Here is an 18,746-nt window from a genome sequence, read left to right as displayed (position 1 = left end):
AAAGGCCCACATCCATGCGTTTCACTTCCGAGACGACCTCGAACGGCGTCTCGCAACGTCTCTTCCCCCTCGACGACACCACCGGCGTGCCCGCCTTCTCCGCGTACGACGGGACCGAACTCGCCTACCACGTCCACGGCAACGGCCGTCCCGTGGTCTGCCTGCCCGGAGGGCCGACGGACTCCGCATACCTCGGCGACCTCGGCGGCCTCGCCGCACACCGTCGGTTGATCCGGCTGGACCTCCGGGGCACCGGCCGGTCGGCAACCCCTGACGACGCCGCCTCCTACCGCTGCGACCGGCTCGTCGCGGACGTGGAGGCCCTGCGCGAGCACCTCGGCCTGGACCGGATGGACCTGCTCGCGCACTGCGCCGGCGCGAATCTGGCCGTTCTGTATGCGAGCCGCCATCCGGAACGCGTCGAGCGGCTCGCGCTGATCACACCGAGCGTCCGGGCCGTCGGCATTCCGATCAGCGGCGAGCTCCGGCTCGAGACCGCGCGGCTGCGCCGGGACGAACCGTGGTTCCCGGCGGCCTTCGCGGCCCTGGAGGCGATCGTGGCGGGCCGGGCCACCGCCGACAGCTGGCAGGCCATCGCCCCGTTCTCCCACGGCCGTTGGGACGCGGCGGCGCAGGCCCACCAGGCTGCGGCGGACGAACGGATGAACGGGGAGGTGGTAGCCGCCTTCGGCGCCGAAGGAGCCTTCGACCCGGACGCCACCCGCACCGCGCTCGCCCGCCTCGACTCGCCGGTCCTCCTGCTGGCCGGGGAAGTCGACCCGGGCGCCCCGCCCGCCACGGTGACCGAGTTCGCGGGGCTGTTCCCGCATGCCGAACTCATCGTCCAGCCCGGGGCCGGACACCAACCCTGGCTCGACGACGCCGAACGTTTCGCGACAGCCGTCGCCAGGTTCCTGAGGTAGGGGCGAACGCCTCCAGGTCCCGCCGGGTCACCATGGTGGCCCGGCGGGGCGGTATTTGGAGGCCGGCGTCCCCGTGACCACAAAGGAGTGTTGACAGCATGGCGAACCGCTGGGTCGGAGTGACGATCGACTGCGTCGACGTGGCACGAGTGGCGGGGTTCTGGGGCGCACTGCTGGACCGCCCGCAGGGGCCGTCCCGGCCCGGCTGGGTCTACCTCGGTCAGCCAGGTGACACGCAGCCCCGCCTCGTCTTTCAGCCTGTGCCCGAGCCGAAGCACGGCAAAGTACGGCTGCACCTCGACGTCGCGGTCGACGATATCGATCAGGGCATCGCCCAAGTCATCGCCCTCGGAGGCCGGTTCACCGGCGAACGGCACGACTACGACGAGGGCGTGGTCGTCGTGGTGGCCGATCCCGAAGGGCACGAATTCTGCCTGGTCCAGTACTACTGACCGGCGCCGCGCTCCACGACGTGTCCGCGGAACGTCCACCCTGCAGGAACCAGAAAACCGTTCGACAGCCGAGCCGGGACGGGCCATGATCCGCACTCGTGACGACGCCGCAACAGCTCCTGGTCCGAGCCGCCGCCGCCAACAACGCGGAGTGGTGCGCGGCGATGAGCCGATCGCACGGTGTGGTCGGTGCGTTCGAGGCGCAGGCCTGGGCCGCCCCGGCCCGCACGCCGCCGTACTACCCCGACGCGGTGACGCTGGTTCCCGGCGCCGACCCGGCGGCGCTGGTGGCCCGTATCGACACCGCCGTGCCCGGCGCCTTGGTCAAGGACAGCTTCGCCGACCTCGACCTGACGGAGGCCGCCTTCCAGGTGCTGTTCGAGGCACAGTGGATCCACCGCCCGGCCGGTCCGCCCGCCCTCCCGCCGGATCTCGCGTGGGACGTGGCCGACCACCCGGACACGCTGCGCGCCTGGGCGCTGGCCTGGGACGACGGGGGCGGCAACGCGGACCTCTTCCGGCCCGAACTGCTCGACGACCCGGCCACGTTCGTGCTCGCCGGACGGTCCACCACGGGCCGGGTGGTAGCCGGAGCAGTGGCGAGCCGCAGCGACCAGGTGGTCGGAGTCTCCAACGTCTTCGCACGGGACGGCGGCCCTGACACGGCCTGGCCCGCCGTACTGGACGCGGTCCACCGGCTGTTCCCCGCCCTGCCGGCGGTCGGCTATGAGCACGGCGACGACCTGGCGACCGCGGTGCGTCATGGCTTCGAGCCGGTCGGTCCGCTGCGGATCTGGCTGCACGGCCTCGCCCACCCGCAGGGCGACGAGTGCGGGGGCTAGCCCCACCCCTGTCGTCGGGCCTGCCGCATGGGCAAGGCAAGGGCCGCTCAACAACCCTTGTCTCATGACGACTTATCCCCGTGGACGCGCCTTTCGCCTCCTCCGTCCGTTGCCGCTGCTGCTCACCCTCTCCGCCACGGCAGCCGCGATGACGCTGACCGCTGCCGCTCCCCCGAAGGCGCGGGCCGAGGCTGCCGCCGCACCCGTCCTCATCTGGCGGTCCTGTGCCCAGCCAGGCGGGCCCGCGGGGCAGGAGTGCGCCGAGCTGCCGGTACCGCTCGACTACCGCGACCCCAAGGGACCGCGGCTGACCGTGGCCGTGACCCGGCTGCGCAGTGATCGGCCGGCGGCGAGGCGCGGGACGCTGCTGATGATCCCCGGAGGGCCGGGCAGCTCCGGGGTGCAGTGGCTGCGGCAGAAGGGGGACGCGCTGCGGAAGGAGACGGCGGGCCGGTACGACATCGTCAGCCTCGATCCGCGCGGGGTGGGCGCCAGCACGACCGCGAGCTGCGGGCTCGACGCGGACGACCGTCATCTGGTGCACCTGCGGTCCTGGCCGCGGCCGGACGGGGGGATCGAGGAGAACGTCGCGCGGTCACGGCGGATCGCCGCGGCGTGTGCGCGGCACGGGGGCGCCGTGCTGCGCAGTTTCTCCACCGCGAACGAGGTGCGTGACATCGACCGCTTCCGCCGGGCGCTGGGCGAGGAGAAGCTCTCGGCCTGGACCGCCTCGTACGGGACCTACGTGGGCGCCGTCTACGCGCAGAAGTACCCCCACCGCACCGACCGTTGGGTACTGGACAGCAGCGGCGACCCCGATCCGTCGCGCGTCGAGCGGGGCTGGCTGGTGAACATGGCGGCGGGCGCCGACGACCGCTTCCCCGACTTCGCGGCCTGGGCATCGGCTCCGGCCCGGGAGGACGAAGGTCTGCGGCTGGCCCGACGGGCCGAGGACATACGGCCGTTGTTCCTCTCGCTGGCGGCGGAGTTGGACCGTGCGCCGAAGGAGTCGACGACGGCGGGTGTGCCGCTGACCGGCAACCGCCTGCGGCAGGCGCTCCAGAGCGCCCTCTACGACGACGCCGCCTTCGCCCCGCTGGCCCGGCTCGTCCAGGCGGCCCGGAACCCGGCAGAGAAGCCGGTCCTGCCCGCCGCACTCGCCCAGCCCCTGCGGGACCAGGACGCCGCGGTCACGGTCGCGGTCATCTGCAACGACGTGCGCTGGCCGGGCTCGGTCTCCGGGTACCGGCGGGCGGTGGCCGCCGACCGCGTCCGGCATCCGCTCACGGCCGGGATGCCCGCCAACGTCACACCGTGCGCCTTCTGGAAGGACGCCCCCACGGAGCGGCCCACCCGGATCACCGCCGAGGGCCCGTCCAACATTCTGATGATCCAGAACCTCCGGGACCCCTCCACACCGTACTTCGGCGCCCTGAAGATGCGGCGAGCCCTCGGCGACCGGGCCCGCCTGATCACCGTCGACCACGGCGGCCACGGCGTCTACCTCGGCAACGGCAACGCCTGCGGCGACCGTAACGTCACCGCGTTCCTCTCGACGGGCCAGCGTCCGGAGCGCGATGTGAACTGCGCGCGATGACCCGCCCCGGCGGCCCGGGGAGCCGGGCGGCGCCGGGGCCGGCACGGTGTGCTTCGGCAGCGCTCAGCGCGAGCGGGCAGCCGCGAGCGGGCGCGGCACAGTGGGCGTCAGCCGACGCACACGACGCCGAGCAGGCACACATGTGACGGCGACGACGGATCGGCCGACGGCGACGTCGGCTCGGCCGTCGGGGTGGTCGCCGGCTCCTCGTTCGAGGACGAGGAGCCGGCGTCGGAGTGCTCGCCGGATGCGGGCTTGGCCGCCGGCGCCGCGGCACCAGTGTTGCCACCGGTGGCCGTGTCGCCCGAGTTGTCGGAGCGTGTGCTCGCGGCCGGCGCGGGCGCGCTGTGCGGCGCCGCACTCGTCGGCGCGGAGGGCTGGGCGGTGAATCCGCCGTCCGGCTGCCGGTGCGTCGCGGCGGGCGCGGGCGCGGCGGCGGTGTCCTGGTGCCGGCTGGAGGTGATGGGCGCACGCGCGCCGGGGTGCCGCGAGGCCCGGTCGTCCGGCTGCTCCGACCCGTCGGTGGCCACGGGGTGGGACTTGGCCGCGCTCTCCGGGTCCGGCGCCGCGGAGGCGTGCGTCTGGCCGTTGGACGCCTTGTCCGGCAGCAGAGCCACGGTCAGGGCGCCGCCGGCGAGGGCGAACGCCGTCGCCGCCACGGCGCGGCGCTTGTGCTTCTTCCAGCGTGCGAGCTGCCGGCGCCGGGCCGCCCGTCCCTGACCGGTGCCGGCGGGCAGCGGGCCGCTCTCCGGGCCGGCACCCGGGGCATCCGCCCGCGCGGCTTCCTCGGACCCGCCACCGCCGACCGGCGCGGCACCGGAGTCGAGCCCACCGGCCCCGGACCCGGGAACCGCGGCCACCTCTGCCTGCCACGCCTCCCAGGCTTCCCACGTCGTCGCGCCGGCGGCCACCGAGCCGTCGCGGTGGGCGGGCGGGGCTATGTCCGGGGCGTAATCACCACATCCCGGGCACACGAGAGCCCCGTTGAGGTTTCGACGGCACGACGAGCAGTAGTCCATCTGCGAGCTTTCTGTGCTGCGTCGCCAGGGACGCCGGCGATCTGTTTTCACGTTCGCACGCGGGATCGAGCGGCCAGCAACGCTAACGGCACCCACGGAAGACCGCACGTAGAGGTTGTGATGCTTCCGTGGAGATTCACTGCCGGCGGCGCCCGCACTCCGGACATGTCTCGACGAATGCCCGGATGGGCCGCTGGACCTGTCGCCGCCGAGTGTGGTTCGGGGCGGTGCCGAGTGCGGTCCGGGGCCTCCCCGTCGCCCCACCGCGCCCGTCGCACGTCCGGTCGCGGCCGGTCACCGGGACGGGTGGTGCTGTGCTCCGGTTGGCGCCGGTGCTTCTGCGGGGTGGTCGATTCGGTGCTGGGCTGGCGCCACAAGCCGTGCACCGGCTGGCTTTGGTGTGCCCTTGTGCCTCTTCCGCATCCATTTCGCCGTCAAGGGTGCCGGGAGCCGGATGCGTGTGCGCGCGAATCCCCTCCCGCGCGCCCTGGGCACCCGAATTCCCAGAGGAGAGCAGTGACCACTATTTCAGCGCGCCCTACGGCCGCGCCTGATATCGAGCAGCTTCCGGAACCACCGTTGCGTCGGTCCAGGGAAATCCAGGGAAATATCCTGGCCGCTTTCAACAAGGACTACACGGCTTTCCGTTATGTGCGCTTCCCGGACGACGACGGCGCGGCCGGCCGCGGCTGGCTGTCCGTCATGCTGAACACGGTCGCGGTGACCGCCGCGGTCGAGGATTTCAACGAGGAGTTCTCCCTCTCCCGCCGGGCCTGGGGCCAGGATCCGTCCCTCACCGCCACCTGGGTCGGGGTGTCGTTAACGTTCCAGGGACTGCTCCGGGTCGTCCGGGAACCGGACAGGGTGAAGCAGGACCTGGCGCCCTTCGGTTCCTTCGTGAAGGGCGCGGCCGCACGGGCGGCGGACCTCGGCGACCACGGTACGAGCGCCCCCGAGAACTGGCATTTCGGTGCGGACGGATCAGATGTGCATGCCGTACTGATCGTGGCCGCGGACACCGAGTCCGCGCTGGACGACAAGCTCGCCAACATCGCCGCCGCGGACTCGGCGCACGGTGTGACGCTGGTTCATCAGGACGACGGCCGCACCCTGACCGGCGATCTGCGCGGGCACGAGCACTTCGGGTACAAGGACGGCATCTCCCAGCCGGGCGTCAAGGAATTCCACCGCGAGGACCGGGACCATCCCGGTTTCCGGGAGAACCGTCCGGGAGCCACCTTGGTCGAACCCGGGGAGTTCGTCTTCGGGCACAAGAGCGAGAGCGGAAGCCCGCCCGAGGCGCCGTCGTGGATGGACAACGGTTCCCTTCAGGTGGTGCGCCGGCTGCGGCAGGACGTCGCCGGCTGGAACGAGGCCGTGGTGCGCGAGGCGGGCACATTCCAGCCGCACGCCATTTCGCCGGATCTGCTGGGCGCGTGCCTGGTCGGCCGCAAGAAGGACGGTACGCCCCTCGCACAGGGCCAGAACCCGGTGACCGGGGTCGGTCCGGGCGGCAACGATTTCACCTATGAGAACGACGGGGCGGGGAAACACACCCCCTGCGCCGCGCATATCCGCAGAACCCATCCCCGGCACTTCGAGACCACCCAGCGACACCGCATCATGCGCCGCGGTATTCCCTACGGTCCCGCGTACACGGGAGGCCATGACACGACGGACCGCGGTCTGATGTTCGTGTGCTACGGCACCTCTCTGGAGCGGCAATTCGAGTTCGTACAGCGTGCCTGGTCGAACAATCCCGGTTTCGTCCCCGGCACGGAGGGCGCGCCCAACGGCATCGACAAGGTGACCGGCACCCTCAAGCAGGGCGCCTCCGGCAGCCCGGACGCCCACATCGTGCTGGCCGACGGCCAGGAAGGCACCGTGTCGATGGACCGCTTCGTACAGACCACCGGCGCCGTGTACGCCTTCACGCCCTCCCTCTCCACCTTGCGGCGGCTCGCCGCGAACCAGTCCCTGCACGAGGAAGCCTGAGCCGCCATGTCCAAGAACCGTCATGACCTCCGCGACGAGCGCACCGGCGTCGATCGCGCCAATGACAAGACCTACCAGCAGCTGGCCCGCGAACTCCTGCTGGTCGGACCCGATCCGGCCAACGAGGACCTCAAGCTGCGCTACCTCGACGTCCTCATCGACAAGGGGCTGGAACGCCCCGTCGCACCCAAACGGATCCTGATCGTCGGCGCCGGCATCGCCGGCCTGGTCGCCGGCGATCTGCTGACCCGCGCCGGGCACGATGTGACGATCCTGGAGGCGAACGCCAACCGGGTCGGCGGCCGGATCAAGACCTTCCACGCCAAGAAGGGCCGGCCGGCGCCCTTCACCGACCCCGCGCAGTACGCGGAGGCCGGAGCGATGCGGCTGCCCAGCTTCCACCCGCTGACCCTGGCGCTGGTCGACCGGCTCGGGCTGAAGCGGCGGCTGTTCTTCAACGTCGACATCGATCCGTCGACGGGCAATCAGACCGCACCCGTTCCGCCGGTGGTCTACAAGTCGTTCAAGGACGGCAAGCTCTGGACGAACGGCGCGCCCAGTCCCGAGTTCCGGGAGCCGGACAAGCGCAACCACACCTGGATCCGCACCAACCGTGCCCAGGCCCGTCGCGCCCAGTACGCCAAGGACCCGTCCCAGATCAACGAGGGCTTCCACCTCACCGGCTGCGAATCGCGGCTGACCGTCGCCGACATGGTCAACCAGGCTCTGGAGCCGGTGCGCGACTACTACTCCGTACGGCAGAGCGACGGCACGCGGGTCAACAAGCCCTTCAAGGAGTGGCTGGACGGCTGGGCCTCGGTCATCCGCGACTTCGACGGCTATTCGATGGGACGCTTCCTGCGCGAGTACGCCGGGTTCAGCGACGAGGCCGTCGAGGCGATCGGGACGATCGAGAACATGACGTCGCGGCTGCACCTGGCGTTCTTCCACAGCTTCCTGGGCCGCAGCGACATCGACCCCACCGCCACGTACTGGGAGATCGAGGGCGGCAGCCGGAAGCTTCCGGAGGCGCTCGCCAGGGATCTGCGCGACGAGATCGTGATGGGCCAGCGGATGGTCCGGCTGGAGTACTACGACGCGGGCCGCGACGGTCACCAGGGCGGGCTCACCGGGCCGGGCGGCCCCGCCGTCGCCATCCAGACCGTGCCCGAGGGCGACCCGTACGGGGAGGTGCAGACCTGGACCGGCGACCTGGCGATCGTCACCATCCCCTTCTCCAGCCTGCGGTTCACCACCGTCTCGCCGCCCTTCTCGTACAAGAAGCGCCGCGCCATCATCGAGACGCACTACGACCAGGCCACCAAGGTGCTGCTGGAGTTCTCGCGCCGCTGGTGGGAGTTCACCGAGGCGGACTGGAAGCGGGAGCTGGACGTCATCGCGCCCGGTCTGTACGAGTACTACCAGCGGTGGGGCGAGGACGACGCCGAGGCCGCGGTGGCGGTGCCGAAGAGCCTGCGCGATCTGCCCACCGGGCTGCTCGGCGCGCATCCGAGCGTCGACGAGAAGCGGATCAGCCCCCAGCAGGTGGAATACCACCAGAACTCCTCGCTGCGCGGCGGCGTGCGGCCGGCCACCAACGCCTACGGCGGCGGTTCCACCACCGACAACCCCAACCGCTTCATGTACTACCCCTCCCACCCCGTCCCGGGGAGCCCCGGAGGCGTGGTGCTGGCCGGCTACTCCTGGTCGGACGACGCCGCCCGCTGGGACTCCTTCGACGACCACGAGCGCTACGGCTACGCCCTGCAGAACCTCCAGTCCGTGCACGGTCGCCGTATCGAGGTCTTCTACACCGGCGCCGGCCAGACCCAGAGCTGGCTGCGCGACCCGTACGCCTGTGGTGAGGCCGCCGTCTACACCCCGCACCAGATGACCAGCTTCCACCTCGACGCGGTACGGGCCGAGGGGCCGGTGCACTTCGCCGGTGAGCATGTGTCGCTCAAGCACGCCTGGATCGAGGGTGCGGTGGAGTCGGCGGTGCGCGCCGCCATCGCCGTCAACGAGGCCAACGCGGCCGAGGAGGTCGTCGCCGGACTGGCCGCGGCGCCCCGCGAGCGCCGGTCCCCCGCGGCTGCGGACCGGTCGCGCGAGGAGGTGCTGACGCCATGACCACCTCCCGGACCTGCACGGTGGCCGAGTACCTGGCCATCAGGCTGGAACAGCTCGGTATCACCCATCTGTTCGGTGTCCCGGGCAACCACCTGGGCCCGTTCCTGTCGACCCTGCACGCCAAGACCAAGGTGCGCTGGGTGGGCACCCCCACCGAGGGCGGCGCGGGACAGGCCGCGGACGCCTATGCGCGGGTGAAGGTCGCCGATGCCGAGATCGCGCTCGGCGAGCAGGGCATCGGCGCGGTGGCGGTCACCTACAGCGTGGGCGCGTTCAACCTGCTCAACGCGATCGGCGGCGGCTTCGCCGAGTATGTGCCGCTGATCGCGATCAACGCCGCGCCCACCTACGAGCAGTGGCTCAACCAGCGGGCGATCGGCCTGCTCACCTCGCACATGTCCCAGCGCCCGGACAGCAACCTGGACGTCTACCGCCAGGTGACGGTGGACGCCCAGGCCATCTCCCACCCGGGCCTGGCCCCCACCCAGATCGACGGCGCGATCACCGCCTGCCTCTCGCACCGCAGACCGGTCTACCTGGAGGTCATGGAGGACGTCTGGGAGGCGCGGTGTGCCGCGCCGCGCGGCCGTCTGACGCGGCAGCAGCGGCCGGTCACCGTACAGAACGCGCAGATGCTCGACCGGGCCGTCACGGCCTGCGTGGACCTGATCCGGGACCACGAGAAGCCCCCGATCCTGTGGGCCGGCGAGGAGATCGACCGCTTCCGGTTGTCCGACGAGTTCGAGAAGCTGGTGCACGAGACCCGCATCCCGTTCTGCACCACCGTCGGCGCCAAGTCCGTGGTCTCCGAGTACACCCCCGGTTTCTCCGGCGTCTACAACGGCAAGGCCAGCAATCCGGACGTGGCCGAGGTGTTCCACAACGCCGGCTGCCGGATCGGGCTGGGCACCTGGGCGACCTCGAAGAACCTCGGCGGCAAGCGGTCGATCGGGGACGACTGGGCGGTCGCCGCCCATGAGGGGGTGCACGTCGGCGCCTCGTACTTCCCCGATGTGCAGCTCGCCGAGTTCCTCCCCGCGCTGCGCCGGCGCCTGGTCCTCGACTTCGGCACCGGCGCGTTCGAGGCGGACCACTTCGCCCTCGCGCGCAAGGACGGTCTCGACGTCCCCGCGAGCACCGCCGCCTTCCTGGACTCCCAGATCGGCGGGGTGTACCCGGAGAGCGTGACGTACGACAGCTTCTTCCGGCATATCAACGCCTTCCTGGAGTCGCAGACCAGCGAGCCTCCGGAGGAGCTCAGCAATCCGTTCACGGTGGTGTCGGACGCCGCGTTCGCGCTGATCGGCTCGATGAATCTGCGGATGGCGGAGCGCGCCTCGTACGTGGCGCAGAACAGCTGGCTGTCCATCGGCTACTCGGTCGGCGCGGCCACCGGGGTGGCGCTCGGCCGGCAGCACGCGGGCAAGCGGCCGATGGTCTTCGTCGGCGACGGCTCGTTCCAGGAGACCTGCCAGGAGATGTCCACCCACGTGCGGCACGGTCTGCGGCCGGTGGTGTTCGTCCTGGACAACGAGGGCTTCTACGGGATCGAGCAGATGCTCGTCCACCCCTGCTACTACAAGGAGGAGACACCGACCCCGGCGTCCGACGGCGCCGACTTCTACAACGAACTGCACCCGTGGCGGTACGAGAAGCTCGCGGACGTCTTCGGCTCGACCAAGCACCCCATGCACGGCTTCGCCGTCCGCACGCACGACCAGCTCGAATCCCTGCTCAAGCAGATCGCCGAGCCCACCGACGCGATCAACCAGGGCCCGGTCGTCGTGCGGGTGCAGTTCGCGCGCCGGGACTATCCCGAGGCGCTCAAGTACAAGATCGATGAGAACTGTCCGCCGCAAGGTGGCGCGCCGTCGGAAGGGAACGTGCGATGACCAGCGCGAACAAACAGCGTTCCGGGACGGCGAAGGTCAGCGTCGACAGCTCCGCGAAGGCGCTGCGGCACGCGATGAGCGGGCTGTCGGGGCCGGAGGCCACCGGCTGGACCGGCACCGTACGGCCCGCCGGCACCCCGGGAAACGGCGAGAAGGTGCTGATTCTGGGTGCCGGCGTCGCGGGCCTGACCGCCGCCTATGAACTGAGCATGCTCGGCTACCGGGTCACCGTCCTGGAGGCGCAGGAACGCGTCGGTGGGCGAAACCGCACCGCGCGCCGGGGCGACGAGCTCCATGAGCTGGACGAGAAGGGGAACGTCACCCACACCCACACCTGCACGTTCGACGAGGGCCTGTACCTCAACCTCGGGCCCGGCCGGATCCCGTACCACCACCGGCGGGTGCTCAAGTACTGCCGGGACTTCGGTGTCGAGCTGGAGCCGTACGTCATGGAGACCACGGCGAACCGCGTCCGCCCGCCGGGTGCCGAGGTGTCCTGGCCCAACCGGCGGGTGGCGAACGACATCCGCGGCCACCTCGCGGCGAAGCTCGCCGAGTCGCTGCTGCACACGGACCCCTTCACCGGTGAACTGCGGGACCTGCTGAGGGTGTTCGGCGTGCTCGATCCGAACGGCAAGTACCGCGGCTCCACCCGCTCGGGGTATCTGGACGGACCCGGGATCGAGGACTGGCCCGTACCGGCGCCGCCGCTGTCCTTCGAGGAGCTGGTGGACTCGGGCTTCTGGAAGGCCCGTTTCTACCAGCCGGTCGACTACCTGTGGCAGGCCACGATGTTCCAGCCGGTCGGCGGCATGGACCACATCGTCAAGGCGCTGGCGCGGGAGGCCAAGCGGGCCGGGGCGACCTTCGTGCTCGGCGCCGAGGTCCGCGAGATCGAGATCGATCCGCACGGTCCCGGCGGGGTCGCCCTCACCTACCGCAAGGGCGACGGAGAGTTCCACGACACCGCCCGCTACTGCATCAGCAACATCCCCATCCCGGTGCTCCGCAAGCTCAAGCTGACCCGCTTCTCGGACCCCTTCCTGAAGGCGATCAAGCTGGTGGAGTTCGAGAAGACCTGCAAGGTCGGCTGGCAGGCGAATCACCGCTTCTGGGAGGGCGACCTCGGCAGCAGCTGCGACACCGAGGGGATCTACGGCGGCATCAGCTGGACCAGCCACAACATCACCCAGCTGTGGTACCCGTCCAACGACTACTTCTCGGACAAGGGAACCCTCACCGGCGCCTACAACTTCGGTGCGGCGGCCGACACCCTCGCAAAGCGCTCCCCGGACAAACGTCTGGAGCTGGCCCGCCAGGGCGCCATGGAGCTGCACCCGGAGTTCGCGGACAAGGAACTCGTCCCCGATGAGAAGGGCGTCTCCATCGCATGGCACAAAGTGCCCTATCAGCTGGGCGGATGGGCAGCCTGGAAGCCCAAGGAGGCAAGCCACAAGAAGGCGTACAAGCAGCTCCTCCAGCCTGAGGGCGAGGGCACGTTCTTCGTCACCGGCGACCAGATCTCACCGCTGCCGGGCTGGCAGGAGGGCGCCATGATGTCGGCGCACTACGTCCTCCAGCAGATGCTGGGGATCATCTCCCTCAGTGCCCCGGAGGAGGTCGCCGTTCCGGACTCGGTCGCGCTGACACAGGGTCTGTTCTGACCGGTTCGCGGTCTGTTCCGGTCGGCCCGGGGGCCGGTCCACCGATCTCTTCGGCGGACCGGCCCCCGTCGCGTGCCGTTGCCCCCGGGGGGCCTCGGTGGCGGCTACGGCGCCATCTCGTACGCCCCGGCCAGCGCCTCGACGCGCTCCCAGACGCGCTGCGAGCGGGCGTCGTCGACGACCGGGCGGCGGACCGCGCCCAGTGCCCAGCGCTGCTGTTCGGCGGTGGCGGAGTCCTTGCCGTGCAGCTCGACGGCGTGCGCGGAGAAGTCCCGTACGAGGACGGCGAACAGCTCGTCGAGCACGTCGCGCTCAAGCCCGGTCAGGCGGGCCTGCTCCAGGATCAGCTGGCCGTGCACGACCAGCGCGAACAGCTGGCCGACGGCGAGCAGCAGATCGAGGTCGCGGCTCTGCTCCTCGTCGGGTGCGGCGGTGGTGACGAACTCGCACAGGGCGTCGGCCTGTTCCCGGAAGCGGGCGACGTTGGGCACCTCGGCGTAGGCGTCGTAGGCGGCGCGCCAGTCGTGGAAGCGGATGGCGCCCAGCCCGCGGGCGGGTCCCTGCCGGAAGAGGAACGCGTCGTCGGCCGCGTCCAGGCGGGTCTCAACGGGTGCGTACTCGGTCGGGGCCAGCAGGTGGTTGCCCATGAACTTCAAGATCAGCGCCAGGTTGACGTGGACCGTGCCCTCCAGCTTCGGCAGCCCCCGGATCTCGGTGGCGGCCTGGGCGAAGTAGGTGTCCTTCTCGAAGCCCTTGGCGGCGATCACGTCCCACATCAGGTCGATGACCTTCTCGCCCTCGGTGGTCACCTTCATCTTCGTCATCGGGTTGAAGAGCAGGTAGCGGCGGTCGTCGGGGCCGGCGGAGCGGAAGTAGTCCACGGCCCGGTCGCTGAACAGCTTCATCCCGACGAGGCGGACATAGGCGTCGGTCAGCTCCCGGCGCACGTGCGGGAAGGCGGTGACCGGGCGGCCGTAGAGGATGCGGTTCTGCGCGTGGGTGACGGCCTCGTACATCGCGTGCTCGCAGATGCCGATCGAGGCGGTGCAGAGGTTGAACTTGCCGACGTTGACGGTGTTGAGGGCGGCGTCGAAGGCCGCGCGGCCGGTGTGCAGGATGTCGTCCGGCCGGACCGGGTAGCCCTCCAGGCGGAACTCGCTGACGTACTTCGAGGAGTCCACGACGTTCTTCACCAGGTGGTACGCCTCGTGGCGGCTGTCGGCGGCGAAGAAGACATAGCCGTCCGGGCCCTCGACGTCGGTGCGGCGGCCGAAGACGGAGACGAGTCCGGCGGCGTTGCCGTTGCCTATGTAGTACTTGGAGCCGCTGGCCAGGAAGCCGCCGTCGCCGTCGGGCTCCAGCAGCATGTCGGTGGAGTAGATGTCGGCGCCGTGGGTCTTCTCCGACAGACCGAAGGCGAACACCTCGCCCTGGTCGAGGAGTTCGGCCGCCCGGCTGCGGGCGGCGGCGTTGTCGCTCTGCCAGACCGGGCCGAGGCCGAGGATGGTGACCTGCCAGGCGTACCAGTAGTCGAGCCCGTAGAAGCCGAAGATCTCGTTGAGGGCGGCGATCCGGGCGGTGTCCCAGCGCTTGTCCTGCTGCCCGTCGGCGGCGGAGGCGGGCGTGAGGAACGTCGCGAACAGCCCTTCCTTGGCGGAGAACGCGAGGAAGTCCGCCAGCCAGGCGCGCGAGCGGTAGTCCTCGATCAGCTTGCGCTTGCCGCGCTCCTCGAACCAGTCGACGGTGGCGCGCAGCAGCCTGCGGGTCTCGGGGTCGAAGTGCGCCGGGTCGTAGGTGCGCGGGTTGAACAGCAGCTGGTCGGCCATGGGTGTTCGCCTTTCCGGCTCGTGAGTTGAGGCTGGGAACGGTGGCTGGGAAGTCGGGTGGGGCGGGGCGCCGGTTCAGCGCTCGGGGCCGAGCCGGCGGAGGGTGGCCAGGACGTCGTCGAGCCAGGCGAGCGTCATCCGCTCGTAGGCGATGCCGCCGCGCAGCACGACGTGCTGGAGCTCCTGTCCGGTGTCGAGCGGTCGGGGGGTCTCGGGGCCGGTGAAGTCGCGCCGCTCCCCCGCGAGATAGTGCGCGAGGCGGTCGGTGTGCGCCTGGTGGTGCCGCTCGACCTCGCGGATCAGCGCGGCCGGGTCGTCGAAGGCCGCGCCGCGGATCTTCACCGCGAGTTCGTGCCGGACGCTCTCGGGCTCGATCGGCTCGTGCAGCCACTGGGAGAGGGCGGCCCGGCCCAGGGCCGCGACGGAGTACTCCTTCTTGTCCGGCCGGCCCTGCTGGGGCACCTCGCGGACATCGATCCAGCCGTCGCTCTCCATCCGCTTCAGGACGCGGTAGATCTGCTGATGGGTGGCGGTCCAGAAGTATCCGATGGACCGCTCGAACCGCCGGGACAGCTCATAGCCCGAGCCCGGCTTCTCCAGCAGGGAGACGAGGATCGCGTGATCGAGCGCCATACCCCGATCCTTCTATGCAACTCGTTGCATAGACAAGGGGCGCCGCCCGGGTGAGACACGGCTCACCCGCCCGTACGGCCCCGGCACGCCGGTGCGGGTGGCGTGCAACCACCTCGCAACCTTGCCGGGGGTTAACTGGCCGGGGCGCATCGGCAGCCCGGTGGTCATGATCCGGCCGGTCAGGACAGGAGAGGCACATGTACCGCTGTGAGACGAGGAACCCGCAGGTCAGCTGCTTCGGCGCGACGCCGGGCCGGTTCTGATGGGCGGCGGCGACGGGTGGGAGGCGGCCGCCCCCAGGGCCGGGGTGGCCGAGGGCGCCTCGCGTATCGCGCTCAGCGCGGCGGCGAGCGAACTGCTGCGGCTGCTGCGCGATCAGCACGGGCCGCTGATGTTCCACCAGTCCGGTGGGTGCTGCGACGGCAGCGCGCCCATGTGCTACCCCGCCGGGGAGTTCCGTACGGGATCGTCGGATGTGCTGCTGGCCCGGCTGAGCGTGGCGGGGGTGCCGGAGCCGGTGGGGTTCTGGATGTCGGCGGACCAGTTCGAGCGCTGGCGGCACACGCATCTGACCGTGGACGTCGTACCGGGGCGGGGCAGCGGCTTCTCCCTGGAGGCACCAGAGGGCGTCCGCTTCCTGATCCGCTCGCGGCTCTTCAGCGACGAGGAGCGGGCCCGGCTCGGGGACTGACGCGGCGGCCGCGGGGCAGTGGTGAGGCCCCACGCACGGGGGAGAGCGTGGGGCCTCACTTAGACAAACGGGCAGCGGGCGGCATCGGTTCCCCCATGGTGGGGATTCGGCGAGAAAATCTTGTACGGAGTGTGCGCGACGGCCGCGGGGGGGGCGGGGGCGTCCGGCTGCCGGGCCCCGTGCGACGGTCAGGCCTCGTCCTGCACCAACCGGTCCAGCAGCTCCTGGAAGTCCCCGCTCACCACGATCCGCAGCCCGTCGCCGTCCGGCTCGCTCAGCGGCGTCATCACGCCCCGGCGCCACCAGAACACCTTGGGGCTGATCGCGCCCGCCGCGTCCTCGTGACCGGCCGCCGCGAACTGCGCCATGGCCTGCAACGCCGGGATGACCTGGGCGTCGTGGATGCGGTGGAACGCCAGCTGGTGCCGGAAGGGCATGGCGACCAGCGCACCGTCCGCGGTGAGCCCGGTGCCCATGATCCGCTGCACCAGCTCGTCGAGCACCAGGACCCGGCTCGCGGTGAAGAAGGAGTCGCCGAGCAGCACCTCGAACGCCGAGCCGTCGCCGCGCCGCACCGTCTCATGCCCCTCGACGGGCAGCGCCCGCAGATTGTTCATCGCCCGGATACGCAGCTCGGCCACGTCCCCGAGGTCGGTCAGCGAGTCCTCGCTCAGCATCTGCACCGCCTCGGGCAGGTCGAGGGCGAGCACCTCGCGCAGCCCCGGCGCCGGCTCCCGCCCGTAGCGGAAGGAGTCCGAGGCCGGCAGCGTCTCCTGGGCGACGACCCGGGGGTAGAGGCAGGCCCGGATCTCGTCCTCGCTGAGGATCTCCAGCGGCTGCGGGCCGTCCATCGTCCGCAGCACCTTTCCGACGTGATCCCGGATCAGCGCGGGCCAGCTCCGCTCGCCGCGCCGGTCGCGATGGCACACCGCGGCGAGGTTGCCGAGGCCGAACTGGCGGCCCGCGGAGTCGGTGACCAGGCCCGCGTACGCGGTCACTTCGAGGCCCTGTTCCGCGAACGCCTGCCGGACCTGTGATCTGAAGACGCCGCCTTCACGCTCGGAGAAGAAGCTGAACTCCCCGTCGCGTGCCAGGTCGCGGGAATCCCGCTTCGGTCCTCGGCGGAACAGGCCCATCTCTTCCTCCCGGCAGCGGCCACCCACATCGGCCATGGATGGGCCGATCGTAACGGGTGCGCCCGCCGCCCTCGTCGCCCCGCTGACCGCCGCTCACCGCACGGACCGGCTCAGGGGTTGGTTCGGACGACGAGGGGGTGGGGACCTCAAGGGGTGCGCCCGAGGGGGGAGGGGCTCCCTCAGCCGCCGATGGTGACGTCGATGCAGGCGTAGAACGCGTTCGCGGTGTCCGCGATGTTCCAGACCGCGAGGATCTTCTGCTTGCCGGTGATGCCGCCGAAGTTGACGGTGTGGGTGACGGTCTCGGGCGGCCGGGCACCGCCGTCGTTGAACTCCGCGACCTTGTTTCCGCCGACGAAGTACTGCCAGGTACTGGTGGAGTGACGTGCCGTCAATTTCCAGCTGAAGGTCTGGGAGCTGCCGATCGGGGTGACCTTCCAGCCCTTGGAGTCATCGTCGAGATCGGCGAACTGGCTGTTGCCGCCGCTGCAACTGGTCAGCCCCTTGGGGCCTTCGACGCTCTGCGGCTCCCATTTGATCGGCCCGCATTCGATGGTGCCGGCGGCGCACTGCGCCTGCCTGCTGGGAGGTGAGGAGACATATCCGTGTGCGCTTGCCGGGCTCACCGGCATGGTGACGACGAGCAACGGGGCGATTCCCGCACCGATGGCGAGGGCCAGCCTTCTTTTCTTGTCCATGTCAACCCTTTCGCGAGGGGGGTGGAGAGCGCGAGGGTGAGGTGATTGGTCTAGACTTTACTCGCTGACCGCGTACGGTCAAGAGGTTGCGGGCCCGGCGCGCTGGAGGCACGGACGACGAGCTCGGGAGCGAGCCGGACCGTACGCCGCGGGCCCGGGTCTCCCCCGGCCGGCCGACGGGCCAGCAACCGCGCGGCCTCGGCGGCCAGTTCGCCGACCGGCTGGCGGACGGTGGTCAGCGCGGGGTCGGCGAGGCCGGCGAGCGGGATGTCGTCGAAGCCGGTGACCGCGACCTCGCCCGGCACGTCCGCGCCCAGCTGCCGCAGCCGCTGCAGCGCACCGGCCGCGATGAGGTCGTTGGCGCAGATCACGGCGTCCGGCCGGGACGGCCAGAGGCGGTCGACGGCGGCCCGGCCCCACTCCACCGAGAAGTCGCCGAGCGCGCTGCGCCCGGGCGCCTCCGGGTCCAGGGCCGCGGCGCCCGCCTCGTACGCCGCACGGCGCTCGACGGCCGCCGACGCGGTTCCGGCCGCACCGATGAAGCACGGGCGGCGGCGTCCGGTGGCGACCAGATGCTCCAGTACGAGGGCCATGCCGGCCGCGTTGTCGACCGCGACGGAGTCGGCGACGCCGGGACCGCAGCCACGGTCCAGCAGCACCAGCGGGACCTGGGCGGCCGCACCGGCCACCGCCTCCCGGCTGCGCAGCTCGTCGACGGGTATCAGCAGCAGGGCATCGACCCGCCGGCTCAGCAGGGCGGCGATCCGGGCCGCCTCGGTCACCGGGTCGTCGTCGCAGTCGGCGAGGAGCACGGCCCGCCCCTCGGCGTGCAGGGCATGCTCCAGCTCCCGGACGAGGGTGGGGAAGAAGGGGTTGGTGATCTGCGGCAGGACGAGACCGACGGTTCCGGTGGAGCGGCTGCGCAGGGCCCTGGCCACGTGGTTGGGGCGGTAGCCCAGCCGCTCGGCCGCCTCGCGTACGGTGCGGGCCGTCTCGGCACCGACCGGGCGGGTGCCGGCCAGCACGCGGGACACCGTGGCGATGGAGCAGCCCGACGCCAGCGCGACGTCCTTCAAGGTGACTTCGGCCACGGTGGAGTGCCCTTCGGGTGGAGCCGTACCGGCATGAGGGCGGCCACCGTACCGGATGGGTGGCGGCAAACGTTATCACCGGTCACACACCGTGCCACCAGGGCGGATGAATGCGCGCGAAACCGGTCGGATGGCTCACATTCCGTTGACACCAGGC

The 18,746-nt window shown here is 71.0% G+C and carries 15 protein-coding genes; 9 read left to right on the top strand and 6 right to left on the bottom strand.

Features of this window, described 5'->3' with window-relative positions; translation table 11 throughout:
* Positions 1-86: 86 nt before the first annotated feature.
* The 4 genes from AC0680_RS34080 (at position 87) to AC0680_RS34065 (ending at position 3,814) form a co-directional block, all read left to right on the top strand.
* A complete protein-coding gene (locus AC0680_RS34080; protein ID WP_478636728.1) occupies positions 87-923 on the top strand; it encodes an alpha/beta fold hydrolase in 837 nt (278 codons plus the stop codon).
* A gap of 98 nt (positions 924-1,021) precedes the next feature.
* Positions 1,022-1,375 carry a VOC family protein gene (locus AC0680_RS34075; protein WP_478636676.1) on the top strand — a complete coding sequence of 118 codons (354 nt, stop codon included), beginning with the start codon at positions 1,022-1,024 and terminating at the stop codon, positions 1,373-1,375.
* 98 nt (positions 1,376-1,473) lie between these two features.
* Positions 1,474-2,217: a hypothetical protein gene (locus AC0680_RS34070; RefSeq protein ID WP_478636674.1), complete on the top strand. Its 744-nt coding sequence runs from the start codon at positions 1,474-1,476 to the stop codon at positions 2,215-2,217.
* A gap of 64 nt (positions 2,218-2,281) precedes the next feature.
* On the top strand, positions 2,282-3,814 hold the full coding sequence (locus AC0680_RS34065) for an alpha/beta hydrolase (RefSeq protein ID WP_478636672.1): 1,533 nt from the start codon (positions 2,282-2,284) through the stop codon (positions 3,812-3,814).
* A 107-nt stretch (positions 3,815-3,921) separates the two neighbouring features.
* Here AC0680_RS34065 and AC0680_RS34060 read toward each other — a convergent pair whose 3' ends face one another.
* Entirely contained in the window at positions 3,922-4,833 is a 912-nt protein-coding gene (locus tag AC0680_RS34060; RefSeq protein ID WP_478636670.1) for an SCO2400 family protein, read from the bottom strand.
* A gap of 579 nt (positions 4,834-5,412) precedes the next feature.
* Here AC0680_RS34060 and AC0680_RS34055 point away from each other — a divergent pair.
* The 4 genes from AC0680_RS34055 to AC0680_RS34040 are packed head-to-tail and all read left to right on the top strand — an operon-like array spanning position 5,413 to position 12,514.
* The gene (locus AC0680_RS34055; protein ID WP_478636668.1) at positions 5,413-6,828 is read left to right on the top strand and encodes a Dyp-type peroxidase; all 1,416 of its coding nucleotides are present in this window, start codon (positions 5,413-5,415) and stop codon (positions 6,826-6,828) included.
* 6 nt (positions 6,829-6,834) lie between these two features.
* Complete coding sequence (locus tag AC0680_RS34050; RefSeq protein WP_478636666.1) at positions 6,835-8,958, top strand: flavin monoamine oxidase family protein; 2,124 nt, start codon at positions 6,835-6,837, stop codon at positions 8,956-8,958.
* On the top strand, positions 8,955-10,850 hold the full coding sequence (locus tag AC0680_RS34045; RefSeq protein WP_478636665.1) for an alpha-keto acid decarboxylase family protein: 1,896 nt from the start codon (positions 8,955-8,957) through the stop codon (positions 10,848-10,850). Before AC0680_RS34050 ends, AC0680_RS34045 begins: the two co-directional genes overlap by 4 nt.
* Positions 10,847-12,514, top strand: coding sequence for a flavin monoamine oxidase family protein (locus tag AC0680_RS34040; RefSeq protein ID WP_478636663.1), 1,668 nt, complete (start codon positions 10,847-10,849; stop codon positions 12,512-12,514). Before AC0680_RS34045 ends, AC0680_RS34040 begins: the two co-directional genes overlap by 4 nt.
* Positions 12,515-12,618: 104 nt before the next feature.
* On the opposite strand, the gene AC0680_RS34035 is transcribed toward AC0680_RS34040, so the two are convergent.
* Positions 12,619-14,340 (bottom strand): acyl-CoA dehydrogenase family protein, encoded by a 1,722-nt coding sequence (locus AC0680_RS34035; RefSeq protein WP_478636661.1) that lies wholly within the window; start codon positions 14,338-14,340, stop codon positions 12,619-12,621.
* 75 nt (positions 14,341-14,415) lie between these two features.
* Positions 14,416-14,973: a PadR family transcriptional regulator gene (locus AC0680_RS34030; protein ID WP_478636659.1), complete on the bottom strand. Its 558-nt coding sequence runs from the start codon at positions 14,971-14,973 to the stop codon at positions 14,416-14,418.
* Between the two features lie 262 nt (positions 14,974-15,235).
* Here AC0680_RS34030 and AC0680_RS34025 point away from each other — a divergent pair, with 262 nt between their 5' ends.
* Entirely contained in the window at positions 15,236-15,664 is a 429-nt protein-coding gene (locus tag AC0680_RS34025; protein ID WP_384427488.1) for a DUF779 domain-containing protein, read from the top strand.
* Between the two features lie 188 nt (positions 15,665-15,852).
* Here the strand turns inward: AC0680_RS34025 and AC0680_RS34020 are convergent, their stop codons facing one another.
* From AC0680_RS34020 to AC0680_RS34010, 3 genes are all read right to left on the bottom strand, one after another.
* Positions 15,853-16,800: a DUF1444 domain-containing protein gene (locus AC0680_RS34020; RefSeq protein ID WP_478636726.1), complete on the bottom strand. Its 948-nt coding sequence runs from the start codon at positions 16,798-16,800 to the stop codon at positions 15,853-15,855.
* 179 nt (positions 16,801-16,979) lie between these two features.
* Positions 16,980-17,498 carry a lytic polysaccharide monooxygenase auxiliary activity family 9 protein gene (locus tag AC0680_RS34015; RefSeq protein ID WP_478636656.1) on the bottom strand — a complete coding sequence of 173 codons (519 nt, stop codon included), beginning with the start codon at positions 17,496-17,498 and terminating at the stop codon, positions 16,980-16,982.
* A 50-nt stretch (positions 17,499-17,548) separates the two neighbouring features.
* The gene (locus AC0680_RS34010; RefSeq protein ID WP_478636654.1) at positions 17,549-18,589 is read right to left on the bottom strand and encodes a LacI family DNA-binding transcriptional regulator; all 1,041 of its coding nucleotides are present in this window, start codon (positions 18,587-18,589) and stop codon (positions 17,549-17,551) included.
* Between the last annotated feature and the right edge of the window lie 157 nt (positions 18,590-18,746).

The sequence above is a fragment of the Streptomyces sp. NPDC043738 genome, from assembly GCF_056436545.1.
Note: the sequence above shows the minus strand (reverse complement) of the source record. Positions and strands in the feature narration are given on the sequence as shown.